The sequence below is a fragment of the Chondrinema litorale genome (assembly GCF_026250525.1).
GTDB classification, from domain to species: domain Bacteria; phylum Bacteroidota; class Bacteroidia; order Cytophagales; family Flammeovirgaceae; genus Chondrinema; species Chondrinema litorale.
Genome location: NZ_CP111047.1, coordinates 203,412 through 224,601 on the forward strand (window position 1 = coordinate 203,412; position 21,190 = coordinate 224,601).

A 21,190-nucleotide genomic window follows, 5' to 3' on the forward strand; every position below is an offset into this window, starting at 1 on the left:
GAGAAAGTATTAATAAAATAAGGTAGAAATTAAGGAAATGTTTTTTATTAAATCAATAAAATATTCACCAAATAGAGGTGAGAATTTCAGTATTTTTTAAAAATTTAAACATATCAGGCTCTACCATTCGTGAGGAGCATATATATCGATTTATTACTTAAAAAAATTGTAAAAGAATCTTGTTGAAAGCCATCAAAATAACATAAGCTTTCAGCATCCTCTTCCCATAAATCTTCAGTAGTTATTAGAAAATCAGGTACAATTTTAAAGTATGTCCAGTCCGAATTATCTGAAACAAGCTTGCTTAAAAAATTATCTACAATTTCATTTACCATTTTTTCATTGGAATACCATCTATGATAAATGTATTTGTCGAGCAATAGGTCTGTAAGACTGTTTTTTAGACCTAAATAATCTATTGATTGAATATTGAGATGAAAGTCTGGCTTATAGAATTCAGTTGTAAAGACAAAATCATAAGGGGTGTACTTTATTTCTTTAGCATCATCAAAATCCTGATTGTGATAATTAAACCAATTTCTTTCAATATCCGCTTTGAGCATTGATTGCTTAAATTCTTCACTTTTAATAAAAGTGTTGAGTTCCTCTTTTAAATTATGATTGTTGAACTCTTTATTTATGTGCAATAAAAAAGTATTACTATTTAAAGATCCATCTAAAGCCTCTAAATAATTATCTATATATCTATCAGGGTTATTAATTGTATCAATTAGCGCCATTTTAGTACTTATAACTATTTTTCTAAATGGAACTTTATAAGGAGTGAATTTTGGTCTTGATTAATTTCTCCATCAACAAGTTTTCTATTGGTATTACTCTGAAACTCTAAAAGATCCAAAGGATTAATCAATCCGATAAAACTATTATTATCTATTCCCATTATTCGAGTTTTAGGGAGTTTGTTTTGTTTAAAAAACTCGTTTAAATGAATAATATCACCATTACTTTTATCATAAAGGAAATTCTTTATTTCTCTATCAAATACCACATAAAACCAAATATATACCTCCGTCTCAAAAATGCCCAAAGGTGCTGTAACTTTCTTTCCAGAATTAACTAAGGGCCAAACGCTTCGTCTGCTAATCTCCTCATCGTCTAAGTTGTAAGTACCGAAATCTAAAAAAAACTTCTTTTCACACAGATTATTTGCATATTCATATATATGATAATCATGTGGAGCAATAATTAAATATCTTAATCCATTTGAGGTAAACGTATTTAGCAAATCTTGACCAGCAGGGTATTCTTTGTCCAGAATAAACTTTTCTTTAGTAGTGAAACTAGAATCCAAAAGTGCATATGCAAAATCACTAAAATGAGTTCTAACCAGATAGTCCCGATTATCTAGTAAATCGATATCATATATACCCACCCCTCCAGAATATTTGGTGTTGGAAATAAAGTTTAAATCTGAATTATATGTGAATAAATTTTTTAAAGATTGATCGTATACAATAATTTGACCTTTCTTCTCATCGATAAAAAAAGAGATTGGTTCAATTAACTCACTAGGCCCTTTGCCAAGCTTTGTCTTGTTGATGAAATTGCCATTAAAATCAAAAACATAAAGTGATTTACCCTTATACCTATCAAATAAATAGAATTTCTGATCAAAAACCTTTAATGAATGTAAGTCGCCAAATAGAGACTCTTCTGTAGTTTGTAGTGGAATCAACTTATCAATCTTAAGAGATAGTTGCTCATCAATGAGATTTTCATTAATGTCAATCTCTAGCTTAATAATATTATCATCAATTTCTTTAGTACATGAGAATAAAAGAATTAAAGTAAAGACTGAAAAAATTGGGATTTTGGGTGCAGTCATTTTATTGGTGATCTAATCTGAAAAATATTTGATAGTTCGCTAAAAGCATTATTATTTAAAAACCCATCTAAAACCTCTAAATAATTATCTATATATTTTTAGGGTTATTAATTATATCAATTAACGCCAACAAATATCAATTATACTCCTCTCTTAACTCATTCAACATCGCATTTAATTTTTCTCTGTTGTAGATTTTTCCAAGATGGATGACGGTATTGATACTGCTGATATTTTCAATATTTTCCAATGGATTTTGATCTAATAAAATCAAGTCTCCTATTTTTCCCTGTTTCACTGCTCCATAATTTTCTAATTCAAAGAATTTTGGGCCATTCACTACAGCAGTAGTTAATGCCTCTTGTGGAGTCAATCCTGATTCTACTAATTCAATTAGCTCACTGTGTAAAGACTCTCCTGGATAAACATATGAATTAAATGCGCCACAATCTGAACCGGCGACCAAGTTTATTCCGGCTTTGTACATGTTTGTAATCATGTTTAAACCAAGCTTGTAAATCAGATTATAAGTGTTGTCGCCTCTTTCTTTGGCTCGAATCGCACCTTCTATTCGTCTTTGGTAAGTTTGTTCAATTCCATCGCCAAGAAATGCCAAAATAGAATCGTTGCTATGGTCTACTTCTAGAATGTTGGCTAATGTTTTTACCACATGCACTGTTGGTGTAATGCTTACTTTATTGGGTTTAACGACCTTATATACGCTATCAGCCAGATTCATATCGAATGATTGTACTATGGGAACCATCATTCCGTAACCCATTCCTACCTCTGTTAAACTATCTGCCAATGGGGAACAAGCTTTACCAATGTAATAGATATGTTCCGAACCATCTAAACCCAGACTGACAGCTTTTAGAAAATCAGCAGAGAGCGGCATATGCCCGGTAGTTTTCATCCCTCTTTTTTCAGCAGCTTCTATAATTCCATAAAACATTTCTTTGCTTAAATTGCCATCATACATTTTCACATAATCGACACCTAGTTTTTCTAAAGCATCTAATGCTGGCTCTATATCTTCTGCTGTTTCTACTTTTATTGAACCATCCCAAGCAGGACTTGAGCCATCTAGTTTTGGGCCGGAAGTAAATATATTGGGGCCATCGAGTTTCTTTTCTGCAATTGCTTTTCTCCAAGCCAAAACACTTGGTGTAATATCTCCACCAGCATCTCGCACAGTGGTAATTCCGTAAGCCAGAAATAATGGAAGCAGGTTTTTATTTTCTTTAATGAGCGCTTCTCCACCTCTAAAATGAACATGCATATCCCACAAACCGGGCATTACAAATTTGTTTTTAGCATCGAGTATTTCAGTAGCATCATACATCTCTTTATTAGACATATCGTCTACCAACTGGATTGTATCTTGTGAAATACCGATTAACAGATTGGGTATTACCTCACCTTGTTCTACATCTATTATCTGTGCATTAAGAATTAGTATATCGAATTTGGTTGGTTGTTCTTTTTTACAGGCAAAAAGCGTGAAGGATGTAAGTATGAAGAAGATAAATTTTTTGATCATGCTTTAATTGAAAATGAATAAAATCAATAGCATGCATATTAGTGTATTTATTCGCTTAATTAAAGCGTTTTTAAGCTAATTTTTTATCAAAATGATTTTTCCAGTACAATAAGAAGTATCCCATGTTAAAAATTCAAGTTCAACTTTGTCTTCGCTAAATTGGATTTTATGCATTTCGTTTTTCATTGAAATTTCATCCATCCAAAATTTTCTAAATTTGGGAAGTAGGTCTTCAATATTAGTTGAACTTGATTGTAAAGAACATGTTAATTCTAATAAGCAATTTTTTTCTTTGGTAGATTTGAAACCAAGATATTTAAAGTCATTATGGTGTTTTAGACTTTTTTTGAAATTGGTGATTATCCCTTTTACATTAACCAAAGGACTTATTGGTTGATAGCTATTTTTATTTTCTAGTTTTTCAATCTCTTTCTCTACTTCCCATAGCTTAAAATCTTCTCTTAAGATTTTAAGAATTTTACCAATACCAACAGTTTTGGCTCCTTCTCTTACTTTAAAAATCTTTCCAACATAAAATTTACCGATGTGCTGTTTTGGACTCATAAATTGTACATATGCACGAATTGTTTCTCCGAGGAAACAAATTTCCTCATCAAGGAATTGTTGAGGAGCATCCCAATCAAATCCATCGTAATAAAATTGACCACAATACCCAGTAAATACAGGTCCAGTCCTACCACTTTCTTTTCTTGTTAAATAATTGATTTCCACTTCTAAATCAGGCAGCGGCAATTCGAAATGTGGGATATCCATTATCTTATTTAATTTTTAGAAAAAAGGTATCACTGAACCTCTTGCATCATTTTTTGAATATCAGTGTATTGGCCGAACATCACTAGAATGTCATTATCTTTAAAAACAGTTTGGCCACTTACTAATCCCTGTACTTTTACATCTCTTACTTCTCTACCAATCAGGTTTTTTCTCTTCGATTTACTAATAATGGTTACAAGGCTTATCTTCCAATCTTCAAGCATCTTTGTATCTTCTACAGTTTTGCCTATAAATGATTTTGGTACTTCAAACTCTGCAATTTCATATTTATCGTCTAAAAGCATAGACTTTACATTGCCTGCAATGGTTAATCTGGTGGCAAATTGCTGAGCAAACTCCGCTTCTGGATTTACCACATCATTAATACCCATAGACTCGAATATGGTCTTATGTATATCTGAGGTTGTTCGGGCAAATATTCGGGTTTTAGGAGCATATTTTTTTAGCAGAGCTGCTGTAGTAATTGATGCACCTATATTCTCACCAATACAAATTACAATTGCATCGGCATCGGTAAGTGGTAATTCTTTTATAGCCTGCTCATTGGTACTATCCATTTTTAATGTATGCGAAAGTGAATCTTTATGTAGATTGATGTGTGCTTCGCGGTTATCTACACCAATTACATCGTGTCCACCTTCAACGAGGGTCATAGCTATGGAAGAGCCAAAGTTTCCGAGTCCGACTATAATGAATTTCATTGTTTATATTTTTAGTTAATTAAAATCTCTTCTTCAGGATACTCTATTGGCGAATACTGGTAAGTATATAATTGCCTAATTAATCCTGTAAGTAAAGTAAGTAAACCTACCCTGCCAATAAACATGGTTAATATTAAAACCAATTTGCTCAAATCTCCAAACTGACTAGTAATACCCATACTTAAACCTACAGTACTAAAAGCAGATACAGCTTCGAAAATGATTGGTAAAACTCCCAATTGTTGGTCGAGATAGATGAGCAGAAAAATAGATAAACCTATTACCAAAATACTTAGTGTAATTATGGCACTGGCTTTTTGTAATGCTTTTTGAGGAATGTTTCTATATCCCACACGTATTTTCTGATAGCCAAAAATTTGTTGGGTTATGCTAAAAAGTGCCACTACAAATGTGGTGGTTTTTATACCGCCACCAGTAGAACCCGGTGAAGCACCTATCCACATAAAAAATAGAAAAATAAAGATGGTTGGTATGCTTAAGCTACCTGTATCTACTGTGTTGAATCCTGCTGTTCTGGTAGTTACTGAACCAAAAAATGAAGTAACCAATTTACCAAAACCAGAATGTTCGCTTAATGTATTGTTATCTTCAAGAAAGTAAAAGAGGATAGTACCCACGACTAATAATGTTGTGGTGGCATACAATACCAATTTGGTATTGAGACCAAGTTTTGGTTTAATCTTTTGTTTTTCCTGTTTCCAAGAAATGCCAAACAAGCGATATTGCCAGTATAAAAACCATTTTTTTAAGTAATAATAAATATTGATAACTACGCCATTTCCCAAACCTCCCAGAATAATGAGTGCACAAACAATCAAATGTAATGAGTAATTATGCCTTACACCCTCTTGGTAGAGTGAATTTGAAAGTGTGGAAAATCCTGCGTTACAGAATGCCGAAATTGAATGAAAAACACTAAAAAACACATGTTCACCAAACATTTCGGCTTCTGGATCTATCGAAATAAATATTAAAACCGCACCTAAACCTTCTACGGTAAATACAAAAACCAATATCTGAAATAGCGTTTTAAAAGTACTATTTAGGGTTTCTGCATTAATCATATTTTTTAAGTTGAGTTGAGATTCGTAAGAACCATAACCTTTAAAAAACAGCGCGAATAAAGAGGTAAAACTCAACATGCCCAAGGCTCCTAATTGAATAAGCGTAAGGATGGTAATTTGACCTAAAAGAGTAAAGTCTTTACCAGTATCTAACACAGCCAATCCGGTTACACAAACGGCACTGGTAGAGGTAAAAAGTGCATCAATAAAAGTAATTCCATTTACTGTTGCGCGGGGTGTCATTAATACCAGTGTGCCCAAACAAATCAGTACCACAAAACTCAAAGCAAAAACGAGTGCTGGGTGCATTGTCTGGTGATTTAACCTATATAACCTAACAGATAAATCGAAAATGGTGAGCACAAAGATTAACCCAGCGGTTATTGTATTTAAGTCTGATATCTTAGAAATTACAAATACACCCGTATTGGCAGTGGCCATGGCTAATGCTAAGAACGAAATAGTAGTTACCAGATAATGGCCTCTTGGCGATTTGCCATATTCTTCTTTATTGGGAAACTCATTAATGAAAAAAATACAAGAAATTACACCGAAAAACATGTAGTAGAAGTCTGTTATCAGGTGCATCCAGTAGTTTTGCTTAAAACCGAAATCTAGTATAAGAGCTACCAAAGAGATAACACTCAAAACAAATACTACAGAATCGTTAATTTTATTTGTTTGTTTCTTGAACTTCATCAGTAGCTAATAACTATTTAGCTGATTGTTGGTTTGAAATGTTTATTAATTTTTTAATTAATAAAATGTCGGATGCAAATATATGCACTAATTGCTACTGTAAAATATTCTTGAAGATTTTGTAGGGAATGTTTAAAAAAGAAAAATTACAGTGATTGGCAACTGCAATTTTGTAGAGTTAGTTGATCAATAGTGGAGACTATTGGAATAGAGAAATTTGTTTGAGATTCAATTGGCCGAGTTAAAGTTGACTTATACAATTAAGAAACCCAACTTTAACAAACATACCAAAAAAAATGGACATAAAATTACTTTGATATAATCTTTTGTTAGAAATTAATACAGTGGATTATAACTGTAATAGGTATTTAAATTTTTTTCTTCGATTAGTTCAAAAGTAAGTCTTTCATTATCTATGGTTTTATAGTCGAGCTTTACAAAGCCATAGTATTTATTAAACAAGGCTGTGAGTGAGGTTTGTTTAAATTTACTGGATGTTTTACTTACAATTTCATAGCAATCTAAATCACCCATTGAGGTAGAATAATTGGCTTCATTTTCAACTGCATAGTGGCTTGAAAATAACTCATTTCCTTTTTCCCACTCTATAAAACCGGGTATACTCCAATGATTCCCTACATTTAAATCCCAAACCCAATTATTACCTTTAACTAAAGGATATTTAACCATAGGAAATGGAAAGAACTCTAATTTTTTATATCTACCATATCTAGGAGGATGTATCCAAAGTGATGAATCATTTTCTTCTACTCCAGGAAATGATTTAACTTTATCATACTCATAAATTATCCAAGTACTTTGTGTTTGTTGTTTATATCTTTTTACTTCTTTATCGCTTGTGATAAACTTTAAAGTATCTTCAAAATACAGTTCTCCCTCACTATTATAATGAGAAGCTTTAAAAAGAAACTCTCTATTGGTTTTGTAAACGGGAAGATCTAAATCTTGAACTTTTTTAGGATTAGAACAAGCTGCTGAAAGACAAACAAGTAGGATGAAAATTGTATTTTTTATCATTACGAAAGTTTAAAAAATGGTTGAAATTTATCCTTTAAACTATTTCAGTAATTTTGTTATACCAAAATTTGTACATCAACTTATGATCATTCAAATTCATTTTTAGACTTTAGAAACAATTTAAATTTTTTTAGTATATCATCACTTTCCATTTCTAATATGATTTCAGCTAAGTCTAATTGATTATTCACTGCTGCTATAGCACTCAATGCTGCGATGCTATAAGTTCTTTCCCATTTTGTTTTTTGATTTATATCGATAAGCTTAGTTATTTGCTTTAACTCATTCTTATATTCTAATAGATATTCTGCAGGCATTTGTGGGTTGTTCTTTTGTCTAGCGATTTCTATAATCGCTATAAGGGTGGGTAATTGCCAATTATCAAGCTGCTTTTCAATACCAGTTCTAATTAAATGAGGTAGTGAAAAATATGATGCTAAACCTACATCACCTTGATGATATAAATTTGTAAAAAGCTCATTGAGCAATTCATTTATTTCGGTTTGATTACTCGATACTTTAAGCTTTTTTAACGCAGTTGATACATCATATTTAATTTTGTAACCACCTTCAAAAGTTTCCCAAAGAGGATTTTCTAATTCTATCATGTGCTAAAGTTCTATAATTAACAAGCACAAAAAAAGCAACACATAGAGTAATCTCTCATGTGCTGCTCCATACATGATAAAAAATATATTAGTAATTTATTATAAGGCTGCTGCTCCCCACGATTTGTTGGCTTTGTCACCCATTTCGAGTTCTAAAACACCACCATCTTTGATATCATCGTGAGAGAAAAATGGCTTATTCCATTCTTTACCATTCAATTTTGCTGACTGAATGTATTTATTACTTTCACTAAAGTTTTTAGCTACAATTTTAAAATCGTTTCCATTACCCAAGTGCACCACTGAATTCTCAAAGAATGGGCTACCAATGTTGTATTCAGTAGAGCCAGGAGTTACAGGATAAAAACCTAGTTGCGAGAATACCACAAAAGCAGACATTCCCCCACCATCTTCATCACCGGGAACTCCCATTAAATCATTTCTAAACCACTCGCCTATTAATGAGTGAATTCTCTTTTGGGTTTTCCAAGGTTGGCCTGCGTAATTGTACAAATACGGGATATGCAAAGAAGGCTCATTCGCCATAGAAAACTGACCAACATTACCAGTATGATCTGGCAACTGCGCATAAAAACTGTACTTGCTTCTTCCTAAAGAGGCATTAAACATATCATCCAAATTCTTTACAAAATTCTCATTGCCACCCATTAAACTGATCAGGTCTTTTACATTGTGTTGCACATCCCAACGGTAAATCCAAGCATTGTTTTCACCATAATAACCTCTAGCTCCCATACCTCCGGCAAACACATAATCAAAAGGCTCGATAAATTTCCCATTTTTGTCTTTCGGATGGAAGAATCCAGTTTGTTCATTGTAGATGTTGCGGTAATTGAGCGAGCGTTTCATAAAGTATTCGTAGTCTTCGGTCTTGCCCAGTTCTTTGGCAATTTGAGCCAAACACCACTCATCGTAAGAAGTACCCAAAGTTACGGCTACTGGTTGGCGACGCTCGAAGTTATGAACTTCCGGAATGGTTTCTTCTTCTCCATCTCTTAAAGCCGGAATGTAACCTTTGTCTTTATAAAATTGGTCGAGTTCACCAGCAGGTTTACCAGACCAAGGCGCCAATGTTTTTTCTGTAATACCCGCTTTACAAGCTTCATATGCTTTTTCCAGATCGAATCCGCGAAGTCCTTTTCTGTATGCATCAATCACAGATGCTACTCCGTGGTTAGAGTTCATTCTTCTACTATCTCCTGTAATCTCAGGGAAAGTTGGCATCCAAAAATTATCCATTTGCTCAGCCATGGTAACAAATGAATTGATGATGTTTTCTTCTTTCTTCGGGTCGATTAAAACTCTTAATGGGTGATGTGCTCTGTAAGAATCCCAAATCCAATCGTCTGTGTAAAAAGGTTTTCCTTTATCTTCGTGTACAGATCCATCAAAGGCACTGTAATATCTTCCATCTTCTGAGATACAAACTGGGCGCTCGAAACAACGATACAAAGAAGTATAGAAAACAGTTTGGTCATCTTCACTGCCTCCATTTACAGCAATTCTACCGAGCGCTTCATTCCAAACATCTTTGCCTGTAGATTGTATAGCTGCAATATTTTTACCTTCCACTTCACGCTGCATATTCTTTTTAGCTTGAGCTACATCGATAAAAGAAATGCCATAACGCACATGCAGTTTTTTTGTAGATTGAGGATATTCCAGCACAATTGCAGCATTTCTTCCAGAAGCTTTTGCAGCTTCAACTTGTGCATTGTCTTGAATAGTGAAAGTAGTCGATGGCGCTTCTTCTACTTCCATATACATATATACCTTGGTGTTGTTTGCCAGATTCTGAAAACCAGAAACGGCTTTACCATCCCAGTTCATTTCACCAGAGCGAGAGTTTAGCACCAAGTAAGCTTCTTCATCTTTATTAAAAGCAATTTCATACATGGCAGACTGATGAGACAATCCAAAATCTACATCAATTTCTGCATCATCCAAATACACATAATAAGAATATGGAGTGAGTTTTTCATTATCGTAACTATAATGAACCACCGGAGAAATTTCGTTTTTAGATCCTTGATATGGGCTTAAATTAAAAGCTGAACTACCTCTGTGACTAGTAATAATCAGTGGCAATCCACTTAATTTGTCACCAGTAAAATCTCTTCTTTCTGGGTATACCCTTAATAAGCTATTGGGTAAGTGTATCGTCGGAAATGTAGGAACCAGTAAATGGCTGATGTTCCCCATGTATGGATTCACATAGTCAACAGGTTGCTTTGCTGTAGAGACATTGTTGTTTTCAACTTTAGCAGTACACGCCGCAGTTAACAAAGCTATTCCATACAGTAATAAGCGTTTTAAATGTAGATTCATGTTGATGATAAGTTGTTTTTGTTTTAAGTTGTATTAGTTCGTTTTTTGAAGATTCCCATTCAATTGAATTACTTCTCCTGTTTTTGTTTGCTGGTCGTATTCATTGCTATTGGTATTTACGTGCAATAATCCTCCGTTTTTGGAGTGTATTTTCACTTCTGTAATTTTACTATCTTTCCATTCCAAATCGATTACAAATCCTCCTCTAGCACAAATTCCTTTTACATTTCCATTTGGTAATGCAGATGGTAAAGAGGGTAATAATTCAATCTCATAGCTGCCATCTTCATTCTGTGTTTGGCTTTGCACAAACATTTCGGCAATGGCTGCTGTAGCACCAAAATTACCATCTATCTGGAATGGTGGGTGATTATCAAAAAGATTTGGGAGTGTTTTAGTTGCCAACAATACAGACAATAACTTAAATGCATGGTCGCCATCTTGCAATCTATTCCACATATTAATTTTCCATGCCAAGCTCCAACCAGTTCCATCATCTCCACGACCTTCTAGCGTTTTTTGTGCCGCAGCAGCCAATTTAGGTGTGCCCAGTTTTGTAATTTTATTTCCGGGATATAATGCAAACAAGTGAGAAGTATGTCTATGATGAGGCTCCACTTCTTTGTAATCTTCTACCCACTCCATAATTCTACCCGTTTCTTTACTGATTCTGGTTGTTGCCAATTTGGCTAAAGTTTGCTCACATTCTTTTTTAAAATCGTGATCGATTTGGAGGATTTCTGTCGCTTTTATACAGTGAGAAAGTAAATCTTCTATCACTTGTAAATCCATGGTTGCGCCATAAGTAAATACAGACTGTTTACCATCGGACAGGTAAAAAGCATTCTCCGGAGAGTAAGACGGATTCGTAACTAATTTACCAGCCAAAGCGCTGCCTTCAGGTGCTTCAACCAGAAAATCCATAATAAACCTAGCAGCTCCTTTCATTAAAGGATAAGCTCTATCTTTTAGAAATTTCTGATCACCTGTGAATGTATAATGCTCCCAAGGATGCTGAGCCAACCAAGCAGAACCGATTGGCCAAATACCTTGTGGTCCATCTGCTGGTGCAGTAAAACCCCAAGCATCTGTAAGATGGTGAACTACCCAACCATTTGCACCATATAAAACCTTGGCTGTTTTCTCACCGGGTTCTACCAACTCATCCATCAAATTAAACAGTGGCAAGTGTAACTCAGATAGGTTGGTGATTTCTGCTGGCCAATAATTCATTTGCAGGTTGATATTGGTATGATAATCTGCATTCCAAGGTGGGTTCATTTGCCAAGTCCATAAGCCTTGTAAGTTAGCAGGCATGGTACCTTCTCTAGAACTGGAAATAAGCAAATAGCGACCATACTGAAAAAAAGTCTCTACCAAAGCCGGATCGGGTGCTCCGTTTTGTTTGGCCATTTGAAGTCTTTCATCAGTGGGTTTTGCTAATGTAGCAGCATCCGTTCCATCCAAACTTAAATCAACCCTATTAAATAATTCCTGATGCTTTTTAATGTGGTCAGATTTTAACTGCTTATACTTTTTGTCTACTGCTTTTTTGATAATTGCTGCACACTTTTTCTCAGGCGATTCTGAGAATACAGGATGCTCAACAGAGATTTTATCTAATCCCGGGTAGTTGGTCGCTCCGGCAACTAGCAACATTACTTCGTCTGCATCGCTTACAGTTAAAATGTTATCAGCAATGTTGGTTTTACCACCTTTTGTAATGGTTTTTACTTGCATGGCAAAACTCAATCCTCTGGCTTTGCCTGCTTCGTCTTTTATTGGTAATTTTCCTTGTAACAAGATTGATGTAGGGTCTCCTGCAAGTGTAGCCGTTGAGGCATCTTGTTGCCTTTTTAGAGCCAAAGAAAAATTAATTTTAGCTTTTTTATCAGCAGTAAATTTGATTACCAATACATCATCAACTGGTGAGATAAAAGCTTCTCTGGTATAAGTAATTCCATCTGATACAAAACTAGTAGTTGCTACCGCAGTAGATAAATCTAGATTTCGGGTATAATGCTCGGCTTCAGTGATGGGTGTATCAAACCAAATTTCTCCTAGAGATTGATAAGGTTTTATCCGCTTCGGGTGCCCCATCATATGCTTTTCAGCGAGCTGGACCGCCTCATTGTTTTTACCTTCGAAAAGTAATCTCTGAACTTCTGGCAAATGTTCGAGAGAGGTCTTATCATTTGGGTCAAGCGCATAGCCATCCCACAAAGAGCTTTCGTTGAGCTGAATTCGTTCGTCTGCAATGCCACCAAAAATCATGGCTCCTAAATTTCCATTACCAATTGGCAATGCTTCTTCCCAAACACTCGCAGCTTGCTTGTACCAAAGCAAATATTTGCCATCTGGCTTTTCTCCACCAGATTTTATTGTGGCGCGGTCTGTCCAATCGGCAGTGATTTCTTGCTTTCTTTTACTTGCAGGAACTGCTTCATCTTGCGCTTTAAGTCCCTCAGTATCAGCTAATACAAAAATTGCCAGCAAGACCAAAAAACTGATCTGCTGGCAAATAAATTTCTTTATATAGTTCATTTTCATGATATTAAGCCGTGTTTGTTTGATCTCAGAAATCATATAATCTGCTTCTGTAATTTGATACAAATGTTAAGTTTTCGCTTTCTGAATCTGTTACATCAAACAGGATAATTTTCTCCTGCTGAGCTGAAAATTAAAGTGAGTTTCTACCATACATCCTTTACTACTGACAAACATCTTTAATCTTCCAGTATCTGGTAAATTACCGATGCTTTTCAATTTACACTGGCTGTTTTTTATCTTCTTTTTCTTCAAATTTATCAATAGAAATAAGAAATTCAGCTTCATGTGGATATTCATAGGCTATAGTAGCACTTATTGCTTCCGAAGTATCTTTATAGCAGAAACAGACTATAATTTAACCCGATATAGTGAAAGAAAGACTAGTTTAAACTCAATAAAATCATACTGAGCAAGAGAAATTTTTGATGAACAAAAGCTTGAATGCAAAAAATAGTAATAGCGTTAAAAGAATTAATTTGACACTTTATATATGATATTGAGACTATGCTATTTTGTAATTAGCGTTAATTTGATTCTTAGTTTTTAATCTTATTTTCAATGCTCACATTAATAGTTTGCACCACTTTTTGGATTGTACCATCATTATTGTAGAAAAGCTCATCTACACAAATTGATCGCAACCAATCGTGATTCGATAGTGTACTATTGTGATAGAATGAATACCACTTCCCTTTATATTCTACAATAGAACCATGATTGGTATAACTATCAGTTGGGTCCATGTAAATACCTTGATGTTTCCATGGGCCAAGTGGGCTATCACTAGTCGCATATCTCATACGATTGTGCTTGTCTCCTTCATCATGATTATCTGAATAAGACAAATAATACACACCATCTTTTTTGTGTACCCAAGTAGCTTCGTGGAAATCAAGTAAACCTTCCATGTCTTGCATTTCGCCATCAATCTCCATCATGTTTTCTTTGAGTTTGCCACCTTTGCATACGCCGCCACCACCATAATAAAAGTAAGCTTGACCATCATCGTCTATAAATACAGCAGGATCGATCATAGATTCCAGCCCTTCAATGTATCCCTGAACTTCAAAATCGCTAGCAGGTTTTGTACTTGTAGCTATACCAATTTTCCAAGTAGAATTCCACTCATCTCCGCTTGGGTGAGGGAAATAATAATAGTAAGTGCCATTGTGATAAGCACAATCTGGTGCCCACATAAATCCTCCTTCTTTTCTTCCCCAAGGCACATCATCAGAGCTAAGAATCTCTCCATGATCTGTCCAGTTTACCATATCGTCTGTAGAGAACACATGGTATTTATCCATTAGATCACAACCTCTTGGCGGAGCAACATCATGCGATGCATACACATACAATCGACCATCGTCCCACACATGTGCAGAAGGATCGGCAGTATAAATATCTGTAATAAATGGGTTTTGATGCATCCAAACTTCTTCGGGTACATATTCATCTTCGTCTTTTACAGATTGGTTTGGTTGCTGGCATGCATACATAGAAAATGAAAAGGCAGCCATTAAACAACAACTTTTTATAGAGCTAGCAAAGCCATTAAGCTTACTGATGCTAATTAGATGTTTCATACTAGGGTTAATTTTTAAAAATTGTAGATTGATATTTTGTGATTGATGATTTTTTCAGAGCATATAGATTTTACTTTTCGGCTTGTAATGGCTTTTCTGTAGGAAGCTTTTTATTGCGTTTGAGTAAATCGGCTGCTTTGCCGGTAAGCCAGAGGTAATGATCAGAGGGAATATCATCTTCAAGTGCTATAAACTTGCTTTTGCCAACAGGTACTTTGTGGGCAAGCTTGAAAATGGCAGTGCCTTCGTCTATTTCGTCGAACATGGCTACATATACCATTTGGGCACCTTCAGAAGCTGCTCCACTGAACTGTTTCCATAAAAAGTTGCCTTTATTTCTAGGATTGGTACTGCTTGGTTTGTCTGGTGGAAGCATATTATTCCAGCTAAATCCAGGGAAAACTACAGGCATGTAAGCCAGCCCATTTTCCTCACACCATTTTACATCTTTGCCAATTATAGACTTAAAATTTGGATAACCATTTTCATTAAATCTGCCTACAAACCACGGGTGTACAATGTCGGCTTGTTTTACTATATCTAAGAAATTATCATCTTTCACACAGTCTCTGCCTTGTTCTCGCCAGTAGGTCGGCACACCTAAAAGCACGGAGCAATTTCCAGCTTCATCAGACTTAAAAAATTGAATGAGTTTTTCAACATCTTTGAGGTTATACTTTCTGCCATCGTTAAAACCTACTCCCCACAGTGCGATTACAGGTCTGTCATCATTAAATAGATAATTTTTGTATCTCGATCTTTTATCAAAGCCATATTCGGTAATAATTTCTTTCCAGTCTTTCATCACCAAATCAATATCTGCTGATTGCATGCCAGACATATCGTACATAATTGCGATAGTTCTATCATGTTCTGTAGCTGCTTTACTTGCTGAATGAAGTACTTTGTTAAAGTGTTTTTTGCCCAGTTCAGATTTTACTTCTACTACAAATCGCTGCATAAACACACCATCTATATGATAGTCTTTCATCCATTTAAAATGCAGATTTACAGTACTTTCATCATGCGGACTAAAAACAGTGGCAGGAGTTCCATCTTCGAATTTAAAGGCAGTTTCGTACTGCTTTTCATATTCGCTCATTTCTGGCCAAACATCTATGGTACAGTAACCGGGTTCAAATCTTCCTTTTCTCTCATAGTGATACCAACCTCTATCAGAGCCATCTCCGGGCGCATCGAACCAACCTTGATAGCCTGCCATGACCAGACCTGCGGAAAGTGTATGCTTTTTGAATTTTTTCAATTTTACAGATTCCTGAGCCCTGATTGAATTAAAGTTTAAGACAATCAGGCTCAGGATAAAAGTAGATAGAAAGGTGTTTTTGATCTTCATAATCTATTATTTATCTGAGAATTTTCGAGTTGATTTATTAATACATGAAATACTTATTACTTTGAAAAGCATTAGTGAATGAGATTCTATTTTATCCTCGTTTAGGTTGACTAAAAACCAGTGGTTTTTCTTTTCTCAACATCTTAGCAGCTTCACCAGTGAGCCACAAGTAATGGTCAGATGGTTTCCCATCAATTCCAACAAATTGAGCTACATCACTTACTGGTGGATTATCGGTTACTTTGAAAATTGCAGTGCCCTCGTTTACTTCATCGAACATGGCTACATATATCATTTCGGCACCCGATCGAATCGCTGTTGACATTTGCTGCCAGTAAAAATTCCCTCCTTGGCGTGGTATTGATCCTACAGGTTTAATATCATCGGGAAACTCGTGAACACTGAGGTTGTGCCAGCTAAAGCCGGGATATACGCAAGGTACATAGTCGATATTGTAAGTTTTACACCAAGCAATATCAGACAAAATAACATCACGATATCGATCCATATCATTATGTAAAAGCGGAGAAAAACGCTGAACCATCCAAGGTAACACGATATCAACTTGCTTAATTAATTCGTGCAAATAAGGATCGTGGTTAGAATCGGCATTTAAATCGCGCCAAAAAGTTGGAACCCCTATCATGATGCTGCAACCACCATATACTGGGTCATTCTTTAAAAAATCAATAAAACGCTCTAAACCAATGTTGCGGATATTGTAAGGTCGATCTGGAAAACCAACACCCCAAATTGCCACCAAGGGTTTACCATTATGATGCAAATAGGTTTTCGTGCCTTTTTGATCAGTTACTTTTAAAGAATCTACCAGATACTTCCAATCTTCAATGAGGGTAGAACAATCTTCATTCTTACCCCTCAAACCTGATAAATCGTACATAATGGCTATGGCACGATCGTATATTGATGCAGCTTCAAAAGCGTGTTTCAAAACATTCGTAGCATGACTCTGAGCTCCATGCGATCTGGCAGCACCAAAAAATCGCTGCATAAAAACTCCATCCACACCATACTCTTTCATCCATCTGAAATGGGTATCAACAGTACTTTTATCAGCAGAATTAAAGAAACGAGCAGTACTGCCATCAGCATGTTTTAGCCCTGTTTTATAAGTCTTTTGGTATTCGCTTACATCAGGCCACATGTCAATTCGAACCTCTTTTTCATTTGGATACATCACTTGGTTTTCTGGCAAACGAAACCAACCTTGGTATCCAGCCATAATGAGTCCTTTGTAAGTAGGATACTTTGTTTCGGGTGCGTGTTTGTTGGCTAATACGCCATTAAAAGCCAGAAACAAGTAGTAAGTTATAATCAATGTAATTTTTTCCATATCTATATTTTGTAGCGTTTTTTAATCATTTTCTAAAAGAAAATTGTATCCAGAAGCATCGAGCAGGAAACGGACTATCGGTTCAGGGTTAGGGAAACTATGCGGATGATGCCCAAAACCAGTTTTATGAATTACCTTGAGTTTTCCTCCGGCAGCCTTCATTTTTTGCTCAAAAGGCAAAGTGTTTTCATCTGGTAAAGCTGCTTTGTCTTCGTCTGCACAGAGAATCAGAATTGGGTAATTACCTTTTGCAATTTGATCGACTTTGTCAATTGGACTGTTATTAAAAGCCTGTAGCTGCTCGTCGCTAGTAATATTGTAATCTTGCTTAAAAGCTGCCAACTCTGCCGGACTTGGGTCTTTTTTACCCAAACCACAAGGCCAACTTTTCATATCTAGCAAAGGATTGTCTATGTAAACACCACTTACTTTTTTAGGATTTTCAGCCGCCCAGTTCAACACATAAACTGCGCCTCGGCTCATGCCTTCCATTAAAGCTTTACTAGACAGCCCGGCTTTTCTCAATAGTTTGTAGAAATCATTATAAAGTTGGATGCATTCATCATTGCCGAATAACTCAGCAGCATCAATATATACCAAGTGAAATCCTCTTTCGAGCAATGCTATATCTGTCTGAGGCTCGTGACCCCAGAAGCGAGTGCGCCATATCCAAGGATGGCCTTTTGCCGATCGCTTTGGTTGAACCACTTTGCAAGCTCTGCCACTTAAAGTGAAGTTGACACATTTGTAACCTGCGAATGAGTTTACGTTAGCTGTTTTAGGTAATTGGGGAAGAATGTTAAAGTTAGTTTCAAATGGTTGAACGACAGTTTCAAACAATCGACTTGCCATTATAGCAGAACCTTCTTTGTTCGGATGAATTTTATCTGGCATCAACTCCTCATGATTGATCAGCAAAGGATGCATATCTAACACTTCCACATCTAACTCATAAGCTGCTTGCCTTAATCCGGGAATTACTTCATTAACAATTACGGGGTTCCAAATCCCAGTTGTATCAGTAACAAATGACACAACTGGCAGCATGATAATTACACGAGGCTGAGAAGGCAAGTTTCTAAATGCAGTGACCATATCTCGGCAATCTGCTGTAATTTCATTTAAATATTTTCGGTTAACAAGTTTGCTGTCATTTCCGCCCAAATCGATAAAAACTATATCTGGATTGCTAATTAAAGCTTCTTTGTATTCTTTGGTTTCCCAATAAGGATGATCTCCATTGCGAAGCATTGTACAACCACCCACACCATAGTTTTTTACCTCATAATTTTGCCCAAGTAGTTGTTGCAACTTACCCGGAAAAGAGTTGAGTTCTCTGTTTTCGATAAATGCTCCATAGGTTATACTTGCACCAACACAAGTGATTCTTGTAGTCGCATTGAGTCTTCCCATTAAGCTGATTAATAGAAAAGCTGTGAGTATAACTTGCCAACCAAGCTTGTTTAATTTGACTCCCATAACATTTTTATAGTTTCTTCTTGACCATAGCCTACTGGGCACGATGCATTTTTTGTGTTTGCTCTGTAGCTACCAAAAGTTTCGTTTGGGCAAGAAATCATTCTATTGATAGGCATTTGTAGATGCCCATTTTTATCTGTCTTTTTTATCCAATTGTTTGCATAAATCAACCACTCATTTCTCTCTTGTTCTGGTTGTTGTGCAAACCAAGAAATCTCATCCCAACCCCAAACAAAGTGCGATGTTGTATCTGCTTTATTCGGTTCGGAGCCTCTTCCGTAATTATCAAATTCTACAAGAAAAAGCAGGTTTTCACATTTCCATCCACTTGGAGTGATACAGCCTTTACTTTTTCCATAAAGGGCATCCAAGTATCCTTTCTCAAGCTTGCCTTTAAATGGTTTCTCTGGAATTTCTTTAACCCTTAGTGGAAAAGAATTAAAATCGATCAGGCTCTTACCATCTTTGAGCATACCACCATAAGGAACATGAGCATCTAGTATCACCCAATTTCTTCGGGCATGATTTTTTGCATAATCACGAATCATTTGAATCACCTTTGCCCAAGATTCCTTTTTAGGATCATTCATTCCTATCAATTCTACTTGACCTAAATGGAAAGCTTCGCAACCAAGATCGATATAAGCAGTTGCCAGATAGTAAAACCAAAGCTGTGTTTCTAATCGTGAAATGTCTGGAACACTGCTACCTTTTCTCCAATGATCTACCAATTTTCCATCCTCATTGAGCATGTCTTTGTAAGAAAAATTGCGAGGCTCATTATCCAATTCAAATGCATCAAAAACTTGCTTTGGAATTTTAACTGTATTCACTTCTTCCGTAACAATTTCGAATAAGCAAGCCTGAAAAATTACCTGAGAATCCATATCGTGGATTTCTTGCAAGTATTTCTTTGCATCATTCCAGAATTTTGAACTATTGAGAAGGCTTTCACCTCCCCAGCGGTAAATGGAGCGACCAATAAATTTTGGTCTTATATTTTTTATTAGCCTGATGTCATCACTATGGTAAGCATATTTCCTTTTACCTTCTGCATTTTCTGGAATAAGAAAGTAAACCATTGTTACTGAGCGATCTAGATAGTTTTCTAATACTTCTTTAGAAATTCCAGATTGATCAAAATGGTAAGATTTATCTTCTTCTGATCCATTGGAAACAAAGCCCATCAGAGTGAAAATGATGAGAATATTGATTATCATTTTTATCGTAGTCCAGTTCATTAGTTTACCTTCTATGGTGCTATACACTTGTTATTTTGTCTGGATTACTTCTTTGATGGTGCCATCTGGATTGAAGAACAACTCATCTACACAGATTGAGCGGAGATTTCCTTGGTTTGAAAGCGCCATATTATGATAAAATGCATACCACTTCCCTTTGTATTCCACTACTGAACCATGGCTTGTATCAGAACCGGTTGGCTCTAAATAGATTCCTTGGTTTTTCCAAGGGCCTAGCGGAGATGAGCTTGTAGCATACCTAAGCCTGTTCGCTCCCGGATTATTATCGGAATAGGTGAGGTAGTAAATTCCATTTCTCTTAAAAATCCACGGAGCTTCGTGGAAATCTTCCAGTCCTTTAAGATCAACTAAGTCCCCATCTATTTCCATCATGTTATCATTGAGTTTACTTACTTGGCATCTTCCTCCACCTCCGTAATAGAGATAAGCCTGTCCGTCATCATCAATAAACACTGAGGGATCGATCATCGCAAAACCACCTACTCCCGGAATGTACCCTTTGCTCTTAAAATCGCTTGCAGGTTTCTTGCTTGTTGCTACGCCTATCTTCCATGTATTATTCCAGTCGCTACCACTGGGATGCGGGAAATAGAAATAATAAGTGCCATCTTTATAAGCACAATCTGGAGCCCACATAAAACCTCCTTCTGGTCGACCCCATTTAACCTGAGTTGCTCGCAAAATTTCACCATGATCTTTCCAGTTAACCATATCATCTGTCGAAAAAACATGGTATTTGTCCATCAGATCGCAGCCTCTAGGTGGGCTAACATCATGAGAGGCATAGACATATAATCGTCCATCTTGCCAAACATGCGCTGAAGGATCAGCCGTAAACATATGGGTTATAAATGGGTTTTTCTGGGCGCTGGTATTATGGGAAAATAAAGCCCATAATCCCCAAAATAAAACCGTTTTTACAATAACTTTTTTCATCACTGATT

Annotated in this window: 16 protein-coding genes; all 16 read right to left on the bottom strand. The window is 35.8% G+C overall.

What is annotated here, in order from left to right; genetic code table 11:
• Positions 1-113: 113 nt before the first annotated feature.
• Positions 114-740, bottom strand: a complete 627-nt coding sequence (locus OQ292_RS26865; RefSeq protein WP_284687180.1) for a hypothetical protein — start codon at positions 738-740, stop codon at positions 114-116.
• A gap of 14 nt (positions 741-754) precedes the next feature.
• Positions 755-1,846, bottom strand: a complete 1,092-nt coding sequence (locus tag OQ292_RS26870; protein ID WP_284687181.1) for a DUF4934 domain-containing protein — start codon at positions 1,844-1,846, stop codon at positions 755-757.
• A 136-nt stretch (positions 1,847-1,982) separates the two neighbouring features.
• Entirely contained in the window at positions 1,983-3,389 is a 1,407-nt protein-coding gene (locus OQ292_RS26875) for an amidohydrolase family protein (RefSeq protein ID WP_284687182.1), read from the bottom strand.
• Positions 3,390-3,464: 75 nt separating this feature from the next.
• Positions 3,465-4,163, bottom strand: coding sequence for a hypothetical protein (locus OQ292_RS26880; RefSeq protein WP_284687183.1), 699 nt, complete (start codon positions 4,161-4,163; stop codon positions 3,465-3,467).
• A 29-nt stretch (positions 4,164-4,192) separates the two neighbouring features.
• On the bottom strand, positions 4,193-4,885 hold the full coding sequence (locus tag OQ292_RS26885) for a potassium channel family protein (RefSeq protein WP_284687184.1): 693 nt from the start codon (positions 4,883-4,885) through the stop codon (positions 4,193-4,195).
• Between the two features lie 11 nt (positions 4,886-4,896).
• A complete protein-coding gene (locus tag OQ292_RS26890) occupies positions 4,897-6,669 on the bottom strand; it encodes a TrkH family potassium uptake protein (protein ID WP_284687185.1) in 1,773 nt (590 codons plus the stop codon).
• Between the two features lie 336 nt (positions 6,670-7,005).
• Positions 7,006-7,707 (bottom strand): hypothetical protein, encoded by a 702-nt coding sequence (locus OQ292_RS26895; RefSeq protein WP_284687186.1) that lies wholly within the window; start codon positions 7,705-7,707, stop codon positions 7,006-7,008.
• Between the two features lie 86 nt (positions 7,708-7,793).
• Positions 7,794-8,315 carry a hypothetical protein gene (locus OQ292_RS26900; RefSeq protein WP_284687187.1) on the bottom strand — a complete coding sequence of 174 codons (522 nt, stop codon included), beginning with the start codon at positions 8,313-8,315 and terminating at the stop codon, positions 7,794-7,796.
• A 99-nt stretch (positions 8,316-8,414) separates the two neighbouring features.
• Positions 8,415-10,664 carry a GH92 family glycosyl hydrolase gene (locus OQ292_RS26905; RefSeq protein WP_284687188.1) on the bottom strand — a complete coding sequence of 750 codons (2,250 nt, stop codon included), beginning with the start codon at positions 10,662-10,664 and terminating at the stop codon, positions 8,415-8,417.
• Positions 10,665-10,697: 33 nt separating this feature from the next.
• Positions 10,698-13,214: a glycoside hydrolase family 95 protein gene (locus tag OQ292_RS26910; protein ID WP_284687189.1), complete on the bottom strand. Its 2,517-nt coding sequence runs from the start codon at positions 13,212-13,214 to the stop codon at positions 10,698-10,700.
• A 536-nt stretch (positions 13,215-13,750) separates the two neighbouring features.
• A complete protein-coding gene (locus OQ292_RS26915; RefSeq protein WP_431733787.1) occupies positions 13,751-14,731 on the bottom strand; it encodes a family 43 glycosylhydrolase in 981 nt (326 codons plus the stop codon).
• Between the two features lie 136 nt (positions 14,732-14,867).
• Positions 14,868-16,151 (bottom strand): glycoside hydrolase family 99 protein, encoded by a 1,284-nt coding sequence (locus tag OQ292_RS26920; RefSeq protein WP_284687190.1) that lies wholly within the window; start codon positions 16,149-16,151, stop codon positions 14,868-14,870.
• Between the two features lie 91 nt (positions 16,152-16,242).
• Positions 16,243-17,505, bottom strand: coding sequence for a glycoside hydrolase family 99 protein (locus tag OQ292_RS26925; protein ID WP_284687191.1), 1,263 nt, complete (start codon positions 17,503-17,505; stop codon positions 16,243-16,245).
• A gap of 21 nt (positions 17,506-17,526) precedes the next feature.
• A complete protein-coding gene (locus OQ292_RS26930) occupies positions 17,527-18,984 on the bottom strand; it encodes a GDSL-type esterase/lipase family protein (RefSeq protein ID WP_284687192.1) in 1,458 nt (485 codons plus the stop codon).
• Positions 18,969-20,204 carry a hypothetical protein gene (locus tag OQ292_RS26935; RefSeq protein WP_284687193.1) on the bottom strand — a complete coding sequence of 412 codons (1,236 nt, stop codon included), beginning with the start codon at positions 20,202-20,204 and terminating at the stop codon, positions 18,969-18,971. Before OQ292_RS26935 ends, OQ292_RS26930 begins: the two co-directional genes overlap by 16 nt.
• 51 nt (positions 20,205-20,255) lie before the next feature.
• The gene (locus OQ292_RS26940) at positions 20,256-21,182 is read right to left on the bottom strand and encodes a family 43 glycosylhydrolase (protein ID WP_284687194.1); all 927 of its coding nucleotides are present in this window, start codon (positions 21,180-21,182) and stop codon (positions 20,256-20,258) included.
• Between the last annotated feature and the right edge of the window lie 8 nt (positions 21,183-21,190).